The sequence below is a fragment of the Paeniglutamicibacter antarcticus genome, assembly GCF_039544305.1.
Classification (GTDB): Bacteria; Actinomycetota; Actinomycetes; order Actinomycetales; family Micrococcaceae; genus Paeniglutamicibacter; species Paeniglutamicibacter antarcticus_C.
Genome location: NZ_BAABLK010000006.1, coordinates 71,995 through 87,802 on the forward strand (window position 1 = coordinate 71,995; position 15,808 = coordinate 87,802).

Annotated in this window: 14 protein-coding genes and 1 pseudogene; 8 read left to right on the top strand and 7 right to left on the bottom strand. The window is 61.3% G+C overall.

The window, feature by feature from the left end:
• Window positions 1–4 precede the first annotated feature (4 nt).
• The 4 genes and pseudogenes from ureC to pyrE form a co-directional block, all read right to left on the bottom strand.
• Window positions 5–1,717, bottom strand: a complete 1,713-nt coding sequence (gene ureC, locus ABEA12_RS01820) for an urease subunit alpha (RefSeq protein ID WP_210102158.1) — start codon at window positions 1,715–1,717, stop codon at window positions 5–7.
• A gap of 269 nt (window positions 1,718–1,986) precedes the next feature.
• Window positions 1,987–2,289: pseudogene (locus ABEA12_RS01825) on the bottom strand (urease subunit beta); the annotation flags it as partial.
• 17 nt (window positions 2,290–2,306) lie between these two features.
• Entirely contained in the window at window positions 2,307–2,609 is a 303-nt protein-coding gene (locus ABEA12_RS01830; RefSeq protein ID WP_210102160.1) for an urease subunit gamma, read from the bottom strand.
• Between the two features lie 299 nt (window positions 2,610–2,908).
• On the bottom strand, window positions 2,909–3,466 hold the full coding sequence (gene pyrE, locus ABEA12_RS01835; RefSeq protein ID WP_210102161.1) for an orotate phosphoribosyltransferase: 558 nt from the start codon (window positions 3,464–3,466) through the stop codon (window positions 2,909–2,911).
• A gap of 152 nt (window positions 3,467–3,618) precedes the next feature.
• Between pyrE and ABEA12_RS01840 the strand changes: the two genes are divergently transcribed.
• From ABEA12_RS01840 to ABEA12_RS01850, 3 genes are read left to right on the top strand one after another with little or no spacing between them, the layout of a single operon-like run.
• A complete protein-coding gene (locus ABEA12_RS01840; protein WP_210102162.1) occupies window positions 3,619–4,071 on the top strand; it encodes a MarR family winged helix-turn-helix transcriptional regulator in 453 nt (150 codons plus the stop codon).
• Window positions 4,072–4,122: 51 nt separating this feature from the next.
• Window positions 4,123–4,947: an ammonia-dependent NAD(+) synthetase gene (gene nadE, locus ABEA12_RS01845; protein ID WP_210102163.1), complete on the top strand. Its 825-nt coding sequence runs from the start codon at window positions 4,123–4,125 to the stop codon at window positions 4,945–4,947.
• A 30-nt stretch (window positions 4,948–4,977) separates the two neighbouring features.
• A complete protein-coding gene (locus ABEA12_RS01850) occupies window positions 4,978–5,685 on the top strand; it encodes a peptidyl-tRNA hydrolase (RefSeq protein ID WP_210102164.1) in 708 nt (235 codons plus the stop codon).
• On the opposite strand, the gene ABEA12_RS01855 is transcribed toward ABEA12_RS01850, so the two are convergent.
• Complete coding sequence (locus tag ABEA12_RS01855; RefSeq protein WP_345466162.1) at window positions 5,657–6,793, bottom strand: acyl-CoA dehydrogenase family protein; 1,137 nt, start codon at window positions 6,791–6,793, stop codon at window positions 5,657–5,659. The genes ABEA12_RS01850 and ABEA12_RS01855 overlap by 29 nt on opposite strands.
• 227 nt (window positions 6,794–7,020) lie before the next feature.
• On the opposite strand from ABEA12_RS01855, the gene ABEA12_RS01860 reads away from it, so the two are divergent.
• From ABEA12_RS01860 to nrdF, 5 genes are all read left to right on the top strand, one after another.
• Window positions 7,021–8,736, top strand: a complete 1,716-nt coding sequence (locus tag ABEA12_RS01860) for an AMP-binding protein (protein WP_210102166.1) — start codon at window positions 7,021–7,023, stop codon at window positions 8,734–8,736.
• A gap of 52 nt (window positions 8,737–8,788) precedes the next feature.
• Window positions 8,789–9,310, top strand: coding sequence for a MarR family winged helix-turn-helix transcriptional regulator (locus ABEA12_RS01865; protein WP_210102167.1), 522 nt, complete (start codon window positions 8,789–8,791; stop codon window positions 9,308–9,310).
• 560 nt (window positions 9,311–9,870) lie between these two features.
• Window positions 9,871–10,350 carry a class Ib ribonucleoside-diphosphate reductase assembly flavoprotein NrdI gene (nrdI, locus tag ABEA12_RS01870; protein WP_210102694.1) on the top strand — a complete coding sequence of 160 codons (480 nt, stop codon included), beginning with the start codon at window positions 9,871–9,873 and terminating at the stop codon, window positions 10,348–10,350.
• Window positions 10,347–12,509 (top strand): class 1b ribonucleoside-diphosphate reductase subunit alpha, encoded by a 2,163-nt coding sequence (gene nrdE / locus ABEA12_RS01875; RefSeq protein WP_425571712.1) that lies wholly within the window; start codon window positions 10,347–10,349, stop codon window positions 12,507–12,509. The genes nrdI and nrdE overlap by 4 nt, the downstream gene beginning before the upstream one ends.
• A 58-nt stretch (window positions 12,510–12,567) precedes the next feature.
• Window positions 12,568–13,572 (top strand): class 1b ribonucleoside-diphosphate reductase subunit beta, encoded by a 1,005-nt coding sequence (gene nrdF / locus ABEA12_RS01880; protein ID WP_210102696.1) that lies wholly within the window; start codon window positions 12,568–12,570, stop codon window positions 13,570–13,572.
• A 203-nt stretch (window positions 13,573–13,775) separates the two neighbouring features.
• Here the strand turns inward: nrdF and ABEA12_RS01885 are convergent, their stop codons facing one another.
• Together ABEA12_RS01885 and ABEA12_RS01890 are read right to left on the bottom strand one after the other, a co-directional pair.
• Window positions 13,776–14,504 carry an ABC transporter ATP-binding protein gene (locus tag ABEA12_RS01885; protein WP_345466089.1) on the bottom strand — a complete coding sequence of 243 codons (729 nt, stop codon included), beginning with the start codon at window positions 14,502–14,504 and terminating at the stop codon, window positions 13,776–13,778.
• Window positions 14,505–14,575: 71 nt separating this feature from the next.
• Window positions 14,576–15,691, bottom strand: a complete 1,116-nt coding sequence (locus ABEA12_RS01890; RefSeq protein ID WP_210102168.1) for an ABC transporter permease — start codon at window positions 15,689–15,691, stop codon at window positions 14,576–14,578.
• Window positions 15,692–15,808 lie beyond the last annotated feature (117 nt).

The window sequence follows — 15,808 nt, forward strand, 5'->3', positions numbered from 1 at the left end:
TGGCCTAAAAGAGGAAGTAACGCTGGGCCATGGGCAGCACGGTCGATGGCTCGCAGGTGGCCAAGACACCGTCGACGCGCACCTGGTAGGTTTCCGGATCGACCTGGATGTCCGGGGTTTCCCCGTTGTACTTCAGGTCGGCCTTCGTAAGTTTGCGGATCCCGTGCACCGGCCGGATGACCTTACGAAGCCGAAGGCGTTCAGGAACGCCCTCCTCGATGGCCGCTTGGGACAAAAATGTAATGGAAGAGGCGTGGACGGCCGTTCCCAGGGCCCCGAAGTTGGGGCGCAGCGTCCGCGGCTGCGGGGTGGGAATCGATCCGTTGGCATCACCCATCAGCGACTGCACGATCAGCCCTCCCTTGATCACCATGTCCGGCTTGACTCCGAAGAATGCCGGGTCCCATAGCACCAGGTCGGCGAACTTGCCTTCCTCGATGCTGCCGATGGTCTCGGCGATTCCGTGGGCGATGGCCGGGTTGATCGTGTACTTCGCCACGTAGCGCTTGAGCCGGAAGTTGTCCCCCACCTCAAGGTCCCCGGGAAGCTTGCCGCGCTGGCGCTTCATGGCATCGGCGACCTGCCAGGTGCGGGTGACCACCTCGCCGATGCGGCCCATGGCCTGCGAGTCGGATGAGGTGATGGAGAAGACCCCCAGGTCATGCAGGACGTCCTCGGCGGCGATGGTCTCGGCGCGGATGCGCGAGTCGGCGAAGGCGACGTCTTCGGGGATATCCGCGTTGAGGTGGTGGGCCACCATGAGCATGTCCAGGTGCTCATCGACGGTATTGATCGTGTAAGGCAGGGTGGGGTTGGTGGATGCGGGCAGCACGTTGGGCTGGCCGGCCATCTTAATGATGTCCGGGGCATGCCCTCCCCCTGCGCCCTCGGTGTGGAAGGTGTGGATCACCCGTCCGGCGATTGCCGCGATGGTGTCCTCCACGAAGCCGCATTCGTTCAACGTGTCGGCGTGGATGGCGATCTGTACGTCGAACTCGTCGGCGATCTTCAGCGACATGTCGATCGAGGAGAGGGTGGATCCCCAATCCTCATGGATCTTCAGGCCGATGGCCCCGGCACGGACCTGTTCAGCCAGCGGGCCACGCGCGCTGGCATGCCCCTTGCCCAGAAAGCCGATGTTCATTGGAAGATTCTCCACGGCCTGAAGCATCCGGGAGATGTGCCAGGGGCCGGGGGTCACCGTCGTTGCCTTCGAGGCGTCCGAAGGACCGGCGCCTCCTCCTATCATGGTGGTGATTCCCGATCCCAGCGCCACGGGAACCTGGTCGGGACTCACGAAGTGCACGTGGGTGTCGATGGCGCCAGCGGTGAGGATCTTGTGTTCCCCGGCGATGATGTCCGTCGCGGTGCCTATGGTGATGTTCACCCCGTCGGTGATGTCGGGGTTTCCGGCCTTCCCGATCTTGAAGATATGACCGTCGCGCAGGGCAACGTCCGCCTTGTAGATCCCGGTGTAGTCGAGCACCACCACGTTGGTGATGACGGTGTCGGGGATGTCCTGGTCGCGGGTGAGCTGGCCGTTCTGGCCCATTCCGTCGCGGATGACCTTGCCGCCGCCGAAGACCACTTCGTCGCCGTAGTTGGTGTAGTCGTGCTCGATTTCCGCGAACAGCTCCGTGTCGGCCAGGCGGATGGCGTCCCCGGTGGTCGGTCCGTACATTTCCGCATAGTGCCTGCGGCTCATCTCAAAGCTCATGCTTGGCCATCCTCCGTGGACTCTTTCGTCGAGGCCTGTTCTTTCTCGGTTTGCTCGTTTTCCTGGGTGGCGCGCCGGACTTTCTCCGGGTGCGAGGGCAGTGAATCATCCACGGGGTCCACGCCGAAGTCGGTGTGGAAGCCAACGGATTCACCACCGAGGTTGGGCAAATCGATGTCGTAGTCGGAGAGGAGTTCGGCCTCGGTCAGCGGATTGATGCCGGCCGAGCCACCGATGGCCTGGGTTTCCACCACGGGGATGGTTACGCCCAGTGGCCCGTTGACCCGGTTCTGGAATCCATAGACATGTCGGCGACCGGCGAATTCAACCAGGTGCACTGTTCGTGCGTCCCCTGGCTCGAAGCGCACGGCGGTTCCCGCGGGGATATCCAGGCGGAAGCCGCGGGCGGCTACCCGGTCAAGATCCAGCTGTGGGTTGACCTCGGCGAAATGGTAGTGCGATCCGACCTGGATGGGGCGGTCCCCGTGGTTGACCAGGTTCAGGATGCGGGTTTCGAGCTCAGCGTTGCAGAGCACGGGTTCATCACGCAGGATGTATTCTCCCGGTTTCATGTTCTTTTCTCCCTGGCCTAGCGAATCGGGTTGTGGACGGTGACGAGCTTGGTTCCGTCGGGGAAGGTCGCTTCGACCTGCACATCGGAAATCATCTCTGCCACGCCTTCCATGACCTGTTCACGGGTCAGGATGGTGGTTCCGTAGCTCATCAGGTCCGCCACCGTGCGCCCGTCGCGGGCACCTTCGATGAGTTCATAGGTGATGACGGCAATGGATTCCGGGTGGTTGAGCAGCAGGCCGCGGGATTGGCGGCGGCGTGCCAGATCGGCGGCGACAACCACCATGAGTTTTTCGTGCTCACGCGGGGTTAAATGCATCAGGGCTCCAGTTCTCAGCAACGGTTATACAAATCACCACCCGTTATCTGCAACCGGCTTCGAAGTTCGCCGGGAGGTCCGTGGATAGGGCAAGAATAGCAGAACGAATGCGGTGAATACGCGCCGTTGCCCCCGCGGCCCGGCCGGTGTGTCCACCTCGGTGAGTGCGAAGCTCAATTAGCTCCGCAGCCCACTTCCCAACGGAACCCTGGCCGTGGGTTCAAGCATGGAGCGCCGCATTTTTCGCCTCGGGTGGCTCCCCGAGGCACCGTGCCCATTCCCGTGTTGCTCGCGGGACCTTAGAGACCCAGCTCGTCCTTGCCGAAGGCGTAGAGGTACGGAACCTGCGCCTCTGCCTCGATGCGCTCCTTGGAACCGGTATCACGGTCAACGATGACGGCCACTGCAACCACGTTCCCGCCGGCTTTGCGGACACCCTCAACGGCGGCCAACGCCGAGCCACCGGTGGTCGAGGTGTCCTCCAGGACGACCACGTTGCGTCCCTCGACGGATGGCCCCTCGACCTGGCGGCCCATCCCGTACGATTTTTGCGCCTTGCGCACCACGAATGCGTCGATTGGTCGCCCCGCATGTCCCGCTGCGTGCATCAAAGCGGTACCGACCGGGTCGGCCCCCATGGTCAGGCCCCCTGCATTGGTGAATTCGATGCCTGCCTCATCGAGCATCTGAAGCATGACGGAGCCGACCAGGGGTGCGGCTTCGTGGTGCAAGGTGATGCGGCGAAGATCTATGTAGTAGTCGGCTTCCTTGCCGGAGGAAAGAATGACCTTGCCGTGGACCACGGCAAGTTCCTTGATGAGTTCGAGCAGGCGTGTGCGAGCAGCAGTGTTGTTCATGTTTTCAATTCTAGTTTGGAGATCGTCCTTGCAGCGATCGCAGCGGCAGCATGTCTTGGTCCGGCATGCATCCACGGCATCCTTCGGCCTGCCCGGTTGTTGCCCCGAACTTGCTACAGACAGGCAGGTGGTCCCCGGGTTAGGCTGAGGGCATGACCGATTCTCGCCCTCTGGGTTACTGGCTTAAATTGGTTGACTCGCTCATCTCCGAGCAGTTCGCCAACTCCCTCGAAGAGCACGGCGTCACGCGCCGGCAGTGGCAATTGCTCAATGTCCTCTCCCGCGGGCCCGCAACCGGCGGCCAGCTCACGGCGGCACTGGCCCCCTTTTTCGGGGAGGCCCCGGCCGAGGACGAACCGACAAGCCCCTCCGAACATCTCTCCGAGCTCGTAGATTCCCATTGGGTTGCCGAGGACGGGCATACCTTCATGCTCACCGAACGCGGCTCGGTCTCCCTTGAGCGGCTGACCGAGATCGTTGATGAAATGCGCGAGGAATCCAGCGCAGGAATCACCACCCAGGAATATTCAACGACCCTTGGATCGCTAAAGAAGATGGCCACCAACCTGGGCTGGGATCCGGACAAGCCACCCGCCGACCTCTAGACCTGGGGTCGTTCACCTCGCCTCCTCACAACGACAAGATAGGCTTGGGGCATGCGTGAACTACAGGCCATCATCATCCATGAGATGGGCGTCAAACCCCAGATCGATCCCGCTGCAGAGGTCCGCTCCCGCATCGATTTCCTCAAGGAATACCTCGCGACCACAGGAACCAAGGGGTTCGTGCTTGGCATTTCCGGCGGGCTGGATTCCACGCTGGCCGGACGCCTGGCCCAGTTGGCCGTTGAGGAATTGCGCGCAGCAGGAACCGCCGCCACCTTCGTGGCGGTCCGGCTGCCCTACGGTACCCAGCTAGATGAGTCCGATGCCCAGTCCGCCATGGAGTTCGTGGCAGCCGACGTGAAGCGGACCATCAACATCTCGGCATCCGTCGACGGATTCGAGTCCGCGTTCCGCGAGGCAGTCGATTCCCCGATCTCCGACTTCAACAAGGGCAACATCAAGGCACGCATGCGCATGATCGCCCAGTACACCCTGGCCGGGGAAGGGAACCTCTTGGTCATCGGCACCGACCACGGTGCCGAATCGGTCACGGGGTTCTTCACCAAGTACGGTGATGGAGCTGCAGACGTCCTTCCCCTCTACGGTCTGAATAAACGGCAAAACCGCGAGTTGCTGCGCCATTTGGGCTCCTCAAGGCTGTTGTGGGAAAAGGTCCCTACCGCCGACCTGCTTGATGGTCAGCCCTTGCGCACCGATGAGGACGAGCTCGGCATCACCTACGAGCACATCGACGACTATCTTGAAGGCAGGGAGATCCCGGAGGAAGCGGCAATGAACCTGGAAGGGAAGTTCCTGCGTTCGCGCCACAAACGCACCACCCCGGCCAGCCCTCTTGACTCGTGGTGGCGGAAGTAGATCGCCGCAATGCCGCATAGGCTGGATCCCGTGGAAAACGCCCCGAACGACCCATCCTCGCCAGTGCTCCCCGGTGGGGACTTCCCGGAACCAACCGGTGAACTGGTCCAGCCGATCATCTTGCTTGTTGACCGCGAAGAACCCTGCCCCGAGGACGAGGGAATTGCTGTCGCGGCCTTGGCATCGGTCAAGGCACTGCTGGCAAACCCGCGCCACCCGTATTGGCGGATTTGGGCGCAAGGGGCATTTGCAAAAAGCGTCCGCCGTGCCGACTCTAAGATGTTCGCCAAGGTCACACTGGAATTCCCCGACCACGAACTGGCCGAAATCGGGACGGCAAGGGCCCTCGGTTTCGCCCCCATGGAAGCGGGTTCGCTACCCAAGCGTCTGGCCAAGCTTCAAGTATCAGGCACTGTGCTGCCGCCGGGAGAGCCGATGGAACCAACCTCGGTTCGCATTGTGCTCGATGACTCCCTGGGCATGAGCACCGGGAAGGTAGCGGCGCAGGCCGCCCACGCACTGTTTGCCTGGGTCCTCGAGGGCAAACCGGAGGAACTTGACGCCTGGCGTGCAGCCGGTTGCCCCCTTTCAATAGAACGCATCGATTCCACGGCGTTCAGGAAGAATGCACGCACCGCCGATGGACCGGTGATCCGCGACGCCGGGCGAACCGAAATCACCCCGGGCTCCGCCACTGCGTTCGTGAGCGTTAGCCCACGAACGCAGAGACGCCCGTGACGGCCCGGCCGACGATCAGTGAATTGATCTCATAGGTGCCCTCATAGGTATAGAGGATTTCAGCGTCCCCGAAAAGCTTGGCCATCTCATAGTCACTGCTCACCCCGTTGCCTCCGAGCAGAGCCCTGCCCTTGGCTGCGGATTCACGCGCGAGCCGGGTGGTCGTCGATTTCGCCATGGCTGCCTGCACCATCTCCAGGTCCCCGCTTTCCTGGATCCTGGCGAGGTCCGACATGAGCGAAAGACTCGCCATGGCATTGCCCAGGATCTCTGCCAGCGGCAACTGCACCAGCTGGAAGGCGGCGATGGGCCGGCCGAATTGACGGCGCGCAAGAGCGTAGTCCCGGGCAACGTCAAAGATCCCCAGCTGCACTCCTGCAGCCTGCCAGCCGACCCATGCCCGGGAGTGCTTGAGCAATTCGTTGGCCGCAGCAAAGTTATTGGCACCGGGAAGCCTGTTGGCCTCCGGAACACGAACATCATCCAAGCTGATGTCAGCGTTTTGCATGATGCGCAACCCAACCTTGTTGGAAATCTTGGTGGCGTTGAACCCGGGCCGGGTGGACTCGACGATGAAGGCCTTGATTGCATCGTCATCGGTGTCACGGGCCCACACCAGGGAGAAGTCGGCCACGGTGGCCGCACCGATCCAACGCTTGGCCCCGTTGATGACCCACTCGTCGCCTTCCCTGGTGGCGGTGGTGGAAAGCCCCCCGGCAATATCGGAGCCGTGGTCCGGCTCTGTCAGGGCGAAGGCACCCAGTGCGGTGAATTGGGTCAACCCGGGCAACCATTTTTCTTGTTGCTCAACCGAACCCAATTCGAGGATCATGCCAATAATGAGTTCGTTATGGATCCCGACCAACGCTGAGAGCGAGGCGTCCGCCCGAGCTGCTTCGACGTAGACGAGCCCCTTGAACAACTCGCTGCTGCCGTCCAGCTGGAGTGCCCCGAGCCCATATGCGGCCATTTCGGGCAAGAGATGGCGCGGGAATTCCTCGCGGTTCCAGTAGTCGATGGATTCGGGGCGCACCCGTTCCTGCAGGAACGCACGAATCCCACTCAACCGTTGGCGTTCATCCGGTTCAACGAGGTGCCAAACATGCATGAGGTCAACGTCGGGAAACGGCAGTTCGCCGGCGTCCTGCAGGGGGCCGGCTTCGGTGGATGTTGCGTGGTTCTCACTTAGTGGCATGAGGTCCGTGGCTCCTGTCCGTGAAATATTCGGCTCGGTGGTGTCGCGCTCTTCCAAACCCTTGGATATCAAAGTATATTTGCTAGTGATTCAAATCACTAGGGCTTCCTACTATTTAGAACCCGGGCGAAAGGACGGCAATGACCGTTACCGAAGAATTCCGTGCCGCACGTGACCGTCTCCTTGAACTGCGCACCGACTACGCCGGAGCCAAACAGGAGTTCCGATGGCCTGAATTCACCGAGTTCAACTTCGGACTCGACTGGTTCGACCAGATCGCCAAGGACCCTGCCCGCGCCCGCACCAACGCGCTGGTCATTGTGGAGAAAGACGGTTCATCAACGCGCTGCACATGGGCGGAGCTATCGGCCCGGTCCAACCAGGTCGCCAACTGGATGCGTTCAATCGGGATGAAACGCGGCGAGAAAATGATCGTCATGCTCGGCAACCGGGTGGAACTCTGGGAAATAATGCTCGCGGGCATCAAGCTGGGCATGGTCATGATCCCCACGACCACACAGATGACCCCCGCAGACCTGCAGGATCGGGTTGATCGCGGCGATGCCCGCTGGGCCTTGGCCGGAAGCGCAGACACCGAAAAGTTCAGCAAGGTCCTCGGGGACTACACGGTGATCCACGTGGACGCCGACGCACCCCAGGACGCCATCAGCTACGCCGACAGCAGCGGTTTTCCAACGGAGTTCGTTCCGGAGGTTCCCACCAAGGCCGACGAAACCCTCCTTCTGTACTTCACCTCCGGCACCACATCAAAGGCGAAACTGGTCGAACACACCCATACGTCGTATCCTGTCGGGCACCTGAGCACGATGTTCTGGATAGGACTGGAGCCAGGGGACGTGCACCTGAATGTCGCTTCGCCCGGATGGGCCAAGCATGCCTGGAGCAACTTCTTCACCCCGTGGATCGCCGAAGCCACCGTCTTGCTCTACAACTATGACCGGTTCGACGCCAAGGCGCTCATGGCCCAGATGGATGCCGAATCCGTCACCAGCTTCTGCGCACCGCCCACGGTGTGGCGACTGCTAATCCAAGCCGACCTCACAGCGCTCAGGCATCCCCCGGCCAAGCTCGTCTCTGCCGGCGAACCACTGAACGCCGTGGTCATCGACCAGGTCGCCCGCGCCTGGGGCCAAACGATTCGTGATGGCTTCGGGCAGACCGAGACCACCGTGCAGATCGCCAACCCTCCGGGGCTCCCCATCAAGATCGGCGCCATGGGCCGCCCGATGCCCGGCTATGACGTCGTGCTCATCAATCCGGGCAGCGGCGAGCCCGGCCCGGAGGGCGAAATCTGTTTGCGGATCGATCCGCTCCCGCTGGGACTGATGAAATCCTACTTCGGCGACGCGGAAAAGACAGCGGATGCCTTCCGCGACGGGGTTTACCACACGGGGGACATGGCCGAGATCGACGATCAGGGGATCATCACCTACGTTGGCCGCGGTGATGATGTGTTCAAGTCCAGCGACTACAGGCTCAGTCCCTTCGAACTGGAGTCGGTGCTGATCCAACATCCGGCGGTGGCGGAGGCAGCGGTGATTCCCTCCCCGGACGCACTACGGCTCTCTGTCCCCAAGGCCTTTGTGGTCACGGCCGAGGGCTATGAGCCATCAGCAGAGATTGCCGAGAGCATCTTGCTCCACTGCAGGGAAAACCTTGCCCCCTACAAACGGATCAGACGCCTTGAATTCACCGAACTGCCAAAGACCATTTCGGGAAAGATCCGCAGGGTGGAGCTGCGCCGAACCGAGGCCGCGCGCTACGAGGGCGCCTCCGAACTCGCAACCGAGGGCGTCGAGTACCGCGACGATGACTTCCCGTCCCTGAAATCCTGATCCGGCACGGGGCTTGGATAAGCTGGGGCACGAGTTCGAATCGGAGTGAAAATTGAGCCAACCACTATCGCGCGATCCCATTCTTGAAGCCCAACGCAATTGGGAGCGCCACGGATGGGGCGACGTTGCCGAACCGATGGCCGCGATCACCGCCCTGATGAGGACGCAACAGATCTTTTTGCAGCGCGCGGAAACAGTGCTCAAGCCTTTTGGCCTCACTTTCGCCCGTTACGAGATGCTCGCGCTGCTCAGCTTCACCCGCGACGGCGCCTTGGCCATGAACAGGGCCAGCGCGCTGCTCCAGGTGCATGCAACATCGGTGACCAACGTCGTGGACCGTCTGGAACGCGCCGGGCTTGTGGCTCGAACCAAGCACCCGACAGACAAGCGAACCACGCTCATTGCCCTGTCCGAACAGGGCCGGGACTTGGCCGCCGCCGCTACCCTTGAACTCAATACGCGGGTCTTTGCCGAGTCAGGCCTCTCCGACCGTGATATCGGCACGATGATCCGGATATTCGCGAAATTCCGTCGGGATGCCGGGGATTTCTCCGACCAGCAAGACAGCGAATAGCGCGCACCACCCTCACACGCCACGGGCAGGGCCGATTTCTAGAAACGTCGATGTGCAGCTGCCCCGATTCGCCGGTGGCACCCGTCAACATTCCAATGGTGTCGCACCCGCACGCCCTTCCCCCAGGCGCAACCAACAAGGACGGTCCGGCTTCGGTCGAGCCTGGCGGAGCGCATCACTGCTCGACCTACATGAGGCGCTCGTTGCGCCGGCGCGCCAGGCCCGGTCCCCTTCGCCGCACTTGGGATCAGGTCAAACGAACTCGCCCCGGAACGATCCCGATGGACGCCGGAAGAACTTGTGCACAGGCAAGACATCGGGCTCAGGCCAGGCCCCTCGCCGCTGTGCGTCGTTGGCCATCCCGGACCGATTCCCCGCCCAAGCACATCCTTCCCATGCCTGGTCTTCGTCTTTCCACTGAAAGTACGTCTATCCGTACTTTTAAGTTCGTGATGTGGTACTACTATATGTAGTGCCTATTCCTTATGCCCCCCACAAGGGGTAGTGCATCACCGAGACACCGGCACGCGAAAGAAGGAGCTCCTATGGGTCCCGAAACAATGGCTCTGGCAGATCCAGGCCTACATCCGACGGCGCTTCAGCCCGAAGGCACTCCAGACCTCGTACTCTTCTCAAGCGCTTCGCAAAACACCCTGCGCTTCGTGGACCGTCTCGATCGACCTGCCGCACGCATACCACTGCGGCCCCGTCTCGAAGCAGGCCTTCAGGTCACCCGGCCATTCGTGCTCGTCGTGCCGACATACGGAGGCGGAGCTCACTCGGGAGCCGTGCCGAAGCAAGTCGCCAGCTTCCTGAACGACCGGCAGAACCGAAAACTGCTACGCGGAGTCATCACTGCAGGAAACACAAACTTCGGCGAGCACTATTGCTTGGCCGGACCGGTAATCTCGGCCAAATGCCAGGTCCCGGAACTGTACCGGTTCGAGCTGCTGGGCACGGATCGCGACGTTGAACGAGTCAATGACGGCCTCACCAGGTTCTGGGACGAAGCCGCAATCCGAGAGAAGGACAAGAAGTGACTATCACCGCCCCCGCCATCGAGAAAACCACGCAAAAGGGGATCGGAGCACGTGCGGACCATCATGCCCTCAACGCGGCACTGAACCTCTTCGCTTCCGATGGCTCAATCCAGTTCGAGAAGGACCACGAGGCACTTCGGGCCTATTTTGCACAACATGTGCTGCCGAACACGCTCCGTTTCGACAGCCTTGAGGAAAAGGTCGCTTTCCTGATCGAGAACGACTACTACGAGGAAGCGTTCATCCGATCCTGGGACTGGGGATTCGTCAAGGACCTCTACCTGCGCGCCACCGAAGCGAACCACAGATTCGCGTCGTTTCTCGGCGCATTCAAGTACTACAGCTCCTACGCCCTGAAGACCTTCGATGGCTCGCAGTACCTGGAGGACTACGCAGATCGCGTTGTGACAACCGCCCTTTTCCTCGGCCAGGGCGACGAAAAGCTCGCGACGAAATTGGTTGATGAGATCATCTCGGGCAGGTTCCAACCTGCCACCCCGACGTTCCTCAACGCCGGTAAGAAGCAGCGAGGCGAGCTGGTCTCCTGTTTCCTGCTTCGGATGGAAGACAACCTGGAATCCATTGGCCGCAGCGTCAACTCCGCCCTGCAACTGTCCAAGCGTGGCGGCGGAGTCGCACTGCTGATGACCAACCTGCGCGAGGCGGGTGCACCGATCAAGCAAATCCAGAACCAGGCCTCCGGAGTCGTGCCGGTCATGAAGATCCTGGAAGATTCCTTCTCCTATGCAAACCAGCTCGGGGCCAGGCAAGGCGCCGGTGCCGTGTACCTGCACGCGCACCACCCGGACATCCTCCAGTTCCTCGACACCAAACGGGAAAACGCGGATGAGAAGATCCGGATCAAGACCCTTTCCCTCGGCGTCGTGATCCCCGACATCACCTTCGACCTGGCGCGCGACAACAAGGACATGCACTTGTTCAGCCCCTACGACGTCGAACGTGAATACGGCATTCCGCTGTCGGACCTCTCGGTGGGTGCCAACTATGCCCAGATGGTCGCTAACCCGCGTATCCGCAAGACAACAACAAGTGCCCGGGGGTTCTTCAGGACGCTCGCCGAGCTCCAGTTCGAATCCGGCTACCCGTATGTCATGTTCGAAGACACCGTGAACCGGGCCAACCCCATCTCCGGATGGATCAACATGTCCAACTTGTGCAGCGAGATCCTGCAAGTCAACACCCCCTCAAGCTATGACGCGGCCATCGGTTACAAGCATGTGGGACGGGACATCTCCTGCAACCTCGGCTCAATGAACATCGCCCAGGTGATGAAGCAGGGGGACTTCGGGGCAACTGTCGATACGGCGGTGCGCGGCCTGTCCAGCGTGTCCGACCAGTCGGACCTCGACGCCGTGCCCTCGGTGGCTGCCGGTAACGCCGCCAGCCACGCCATCGGCCTGGGCCAAATGAATCTCCATGGCTACCTAGGATCCCAGCGCATCAAATACGGCAGCGCCGAGGGGGTCGATTTCACCAACATCTACTTCTACACGGTGACATACCACGCACTGCTGGCCTCCAACCGGATCGCACGAGAGCGGGCTGCCACGTTCGCTGGTTTCGCCGACTCGGCCTATGCCGATGGCAGCTACTTCGAGAAGTACACCGAACAGACATGGGCGCCGGCCACCGAACGCGTCCGCCAGCTTTTCTCCGCTTCCGGCGTGCACGTCCCCACCCAGCACGACTGGCGTGAGCTAAAGGCCTCGGTCCGGGAACACGGGATCTACAACGCGTACCTGCAAGCAGTTCCACCCACCGGGTCGATCTCCTACATCAACAACGCCACCGCCTCGATCCACCCCATTGCGGCGAAGATCGAGATCCGCAAGGAAGGAAAACTCGGACGCGTCTACTTCCCCGCCCCGCACATGGACAACTCAAACCTCGAGTTCTTCGAGGACGCTTACGAAATCGGCTACGAAAAGATCATAGACACCTATGCAGCAGCCACCCAGCACGTCGACCAGGGGCTCAGCTGCACCCTGTTCTTCCGAGACACGGCAACGACTCGCGATATCAACAGGGCCCAGATCCATGCGTGGCGAAAAGGCATCAAATCCCTCTACTACATCCGGATGCGCCAACTCGCACTCGCCGGAACCGAGATCGAAAACTGTGTCTCTTGCACCCTCTGATCACTACAGACAAGGAATAACCACCATGACGACAACCACGAACTCGACGGCCACGAACATGTCGGCTTTCGCAGCCTCCGTCACTCCTCCGGGCTACCGCCTGGATCCCTCCGCCCGGCTGCGCCCGATCAACTGGAACCGGATCATCGATGACAAGGACCCGGAAGTCTGGAACCGGTTAACCGCAAACTTCTGGCTTCCCGAGAAGGTCCCGCTGTCCAACGACATCCCGGCCTGGAAGCGGATGACCCAGGAGGAACGGACCCTCACCATGAGGGTCTTCACGGGGCTGACGATGCTCGACACCATCCAGGCGACCGTCGGTGAGATCTCCCAGATCCAGGACGCACAAACCGAACACGAGGAAGCGGTCTACACGAACATCGCGTTCATGCAGGCAGTGCACGCACGCTCCTACTCCAGTGTCTTTTCCACGCTCGCCAGCACCCCGGAGATCGATGATGCCTACCGATGGGCAGTGGGCAACGACCTTCTCCAGGAACGCTCAAAGAAGGTGCTGCAGCACTACTACGGCAACGATCCGCTCAAGCGCAAGGTGGCATCGACCCTCCTGTCCTCGCTCCTGCTGTATGCCGGCTTCTACCTTCCGTTGCATTTCTCGGTGCACGCGACACTGACCAACACCGCCGACATGGTCAGGCTCATCCTGAGGGACAAGGCCGTGCATGGCTATTACTCCGGATACAAGTTCCAGCGTGGCCTTGAAACCAAGACCCTGGCCGAGCAGGAGGAGATACGCGGGTTCACCTACACGCTCCTGGAAGAGCTCTATGAGCTGGAGCTCCAGTACTCCGGCGAGCTCTACGAACCCCTGGGACTCATGGACGATGTCGCCGTCTTCGTTCGCTACAACGCCAACAAGGCGCTGATGAACCTGGGCTACCCGGAACGGTTCTCCGCCAAGGAGACAGAGGTCAACCTTGAGATCCTTGCGGCGTTGTCCCCGGGGTCCAACGAAAACCATGACTTCTTCTCCGGTTCTGGCTCCTCGTACATCATCGGGAAGGGGGAAGACACCAGCGACGACGACTGGGATTTCTAGAACCCGGAAAGGATGGACACGGCAGCAGGTCTCGGGAACTGCCAAAAGTGCTTGCCGTGGCTCTCGCTACCCGGCACGGAGAAGGGACCCTGGAATCACCCGGACCGCTTCCCACTACGTTTTCACAGGACGACACCGACACAAATGCCACAGCCCAACAAGCGTGGGACTGTGGCATCCGGGAGCACCGGAACGGTTCTCTTCTAGGCTCCGACTAGCTCCGGCAGTGCGAGGATCCCGTCGCGCATGGAAGCAACAGAGTCGGTAAGCGAAACAAATTCAGTGTCGTGCGTGACCATGACGGTGGCCACCGAGAACTCCTTGGTCACCTGCACCAGAAGACGCACGATGGACTCGCTCCGGGTATGGTCCAAGGCAGCGGTGGGCTCATCCACGAGCAGCACCTTCGGCTCTCCCATTAGCGCCCGGGCAATGTTGACGCGTTGGCGCTGGCCTCCGGAGAGCTGGTGCGGGCGTTTCTTGGCGCTGTCGGCCAGCCCCACGATATCCAACAGTTCCAGGGCCCGCACCTTGGCCGGCTTCAGCGGTTTTCCGCGCAGATGGTCGGAAATCATCAGTTGTTCCACTGCTGTGAGCGAAGCGAGCAGATTGGGCTGCTGGAAAATGATGCCTACCTTCTCGCGACGCAACGTGGTCATCTGGGAGTCATTCAGATCGCTGGCCGTTGTCCCGTCGATGATGACCAATCCGCTGGTGGGGCGGATCAATGTTGCCGCGGCGGCAAGCAGGGAGGACTTGCCCGAACCCGAGGGGCCGATCAGCGAGAGCACCTGTCCCGCTCCGACCGCCAAGTCGACGCTGTCCAGAGCCTTGATGGTGCCCTCACCGTCGGGGTATTCAAGGCTTAGATCGATCAGTTGCAGGGGCATGTTGCCGGTTGTGGTCTTCGGGGTGGTGGCGGTGGTATCCATGGAAATCCTTTACGGAGCTAACGGGGAGGAATGGGGAAAGCACGAAGCGGTGCGTGGCGCTTTGAGCGGTACTAGTTGCCGCCCAGGGCAATCAGCGCATCGACCTTGGTGACCCGGGAAACGGCGAGCGCCGCTCCGGCGAGGCCCAGGACTACGACCCCTAAAATCGGCAAGAGCGTAGTGGCTGTGCTGAGCAGGAAGGGCGCGGCCTTGGCAGCAAAGGCGCCGCCGAGTATACCGATGCCTCCGCCGATCCCGGCACCCAGCAGCAACACGATGCTTGCCTGGGTGATGGCGTCCTTCAGGACGTAGCTGCCCGAGCCGCCCAGGGCCTTGAGTACGGCGATGTCGCGGGTGCGCTGTACGGTCCAAACCGTGAGGAACGCCAAGATGACCAGAGCCGAGATTCCGTAGAGGAAGGCCTGCATCATCAGCAGCGAACCGTTTTCGCTCTTGTAGGAGCCCAAAGCGGCGTATGAACCGGTACGCGTCGTGCTCACGGTGGACGCTGCGGCGTTTGCGGCGTCGGTGTCAACGGTTGCGCCGTCCTGGTTGGTGACGGCTATAACGGTTCCTGCCTGGGTTTCATCGCCCAGGTGGGCCAACTTGGTCCACGAATCTTGGTCTGTATAGGCCACCGAGTTGTGTGAGTACCAGCGATCCGCGTCAATTCCGCCGATCCTTAGGTTGACTCCAGCCATCGAGACGGTGTCTCCGATGTGCAGCGAAAGGTCCTTTGCCACAGATTCACCGATGACAACTTCCCCGTCCGCCACGGGTAGGGGTGCTAGGGAACTGCCTGCCGGGATGCCGAAGACAGCGACGTTGGTGGTTCCGGTACTGGTCTTGGACCCGGCAGCCGAACCCTGGAAGCGCGTCTGTGTGATGCCGAGGGCCTCGGCCGAGGCGACGCCTGGACGGTTGGCCCATGCGGTGACCTGTTCGGAGGTGACCTGGCTTTCGGTGAACGAGGCCTTGGGGTCGTTGCCGCTTGCTGCGCCAAAGACGACCGAGTCCACCAGCTTCGTCGCGGAACCAAGGTTCTTCAATGCGGAGGTGGATTGATCGCCTAGGCCGGCGGTCAACCCGGAAAGCATGACCAACAACAGCGTGATGAGAGCGACCACCGAGCCCATAAGCGCGAAGCGGCCCTTGGCGAAACGGATGTCGCGTATTGCAAGAAACACGGTAGGAATTCTCTTTCGGTGGATGGTTCGGGGCATTTGCCACTGGCAAGTCCCCCTTCTCTTATCTCCATCCTCCGTTTTTCCGGTCCCCTGCACATCGACCATACGGTCGATTGA

Bases quoted from the DNA above. Each gene is read 5' to 3' on its own strand.
- ABEA12_RS01840 (WP_210102162.1), top strand. From the start codon at position 3,619: ATGACCGATTCTCGCCCTCTGGGTTACTGGCTTAAATTGGTTGACTCG.
- ABEA12_RS01855 (WP_345466162.1), bottom strand. From the start codon at position 6,793: ATGCATGTTTGGCACCTCGTTGAACCGGATGAACGCCAACGGTTGAGT.
- ureC (WP_210102158.1), bottom strand. From the start codon at position 1,717: ATGAGCTTTGAGATGAGCCGCAGGCACTATGCGGAAATGTACGGACCG.
- nrdI (WP_210102694.1), top strand. From the start codon at position 9,871: ATGGCTCTGGCAGATCCAGGCCTACATCCGACGGCGCTTCAGCCCGAA.
- nrdF (WP_210102696.1), top strand. From the start codon at position 12,568: ATGTCGGCTTTCGCAGCCTCCGTCACTCCTCCGGGCTACCGCCTGGAT.
- ABEA12_RS01885 (WP_345466089.1), bottom strand. From the start codon at position 14,504: ATGGATACCACCGCCACCACCCCGAAGACCACAACCGGCAACATGCCC.
- pyrE (WP_210102161.1), bottom strand. From the start codon at position 3,466: ATGAACAACACTGCTGCTCGCACACGCCTGCTCGAACTCATCAAGGAA.
- ABEA12_RS01860 (WP_210102166.1), top strand. From the start codon at position 7,021: ATGACCGTTACCGAAGAATTCCGTGCCGCACGTGACCGTCTCCTTGAA.
- ABEA12_RS01830 (WP_210102160.1), bottom strand. From the start codon at position 2,609: ATGCATTTAACCCCGCGTGAGCACGAAAAACTCATGGTGGTTGTCGCC.
- nadE (WP_210102163.1), top strand. From the start codon at position 4,123: ATGCGTGAACTACAGGCCATCATCATCCATGAGATGGGCGTCAAACCC.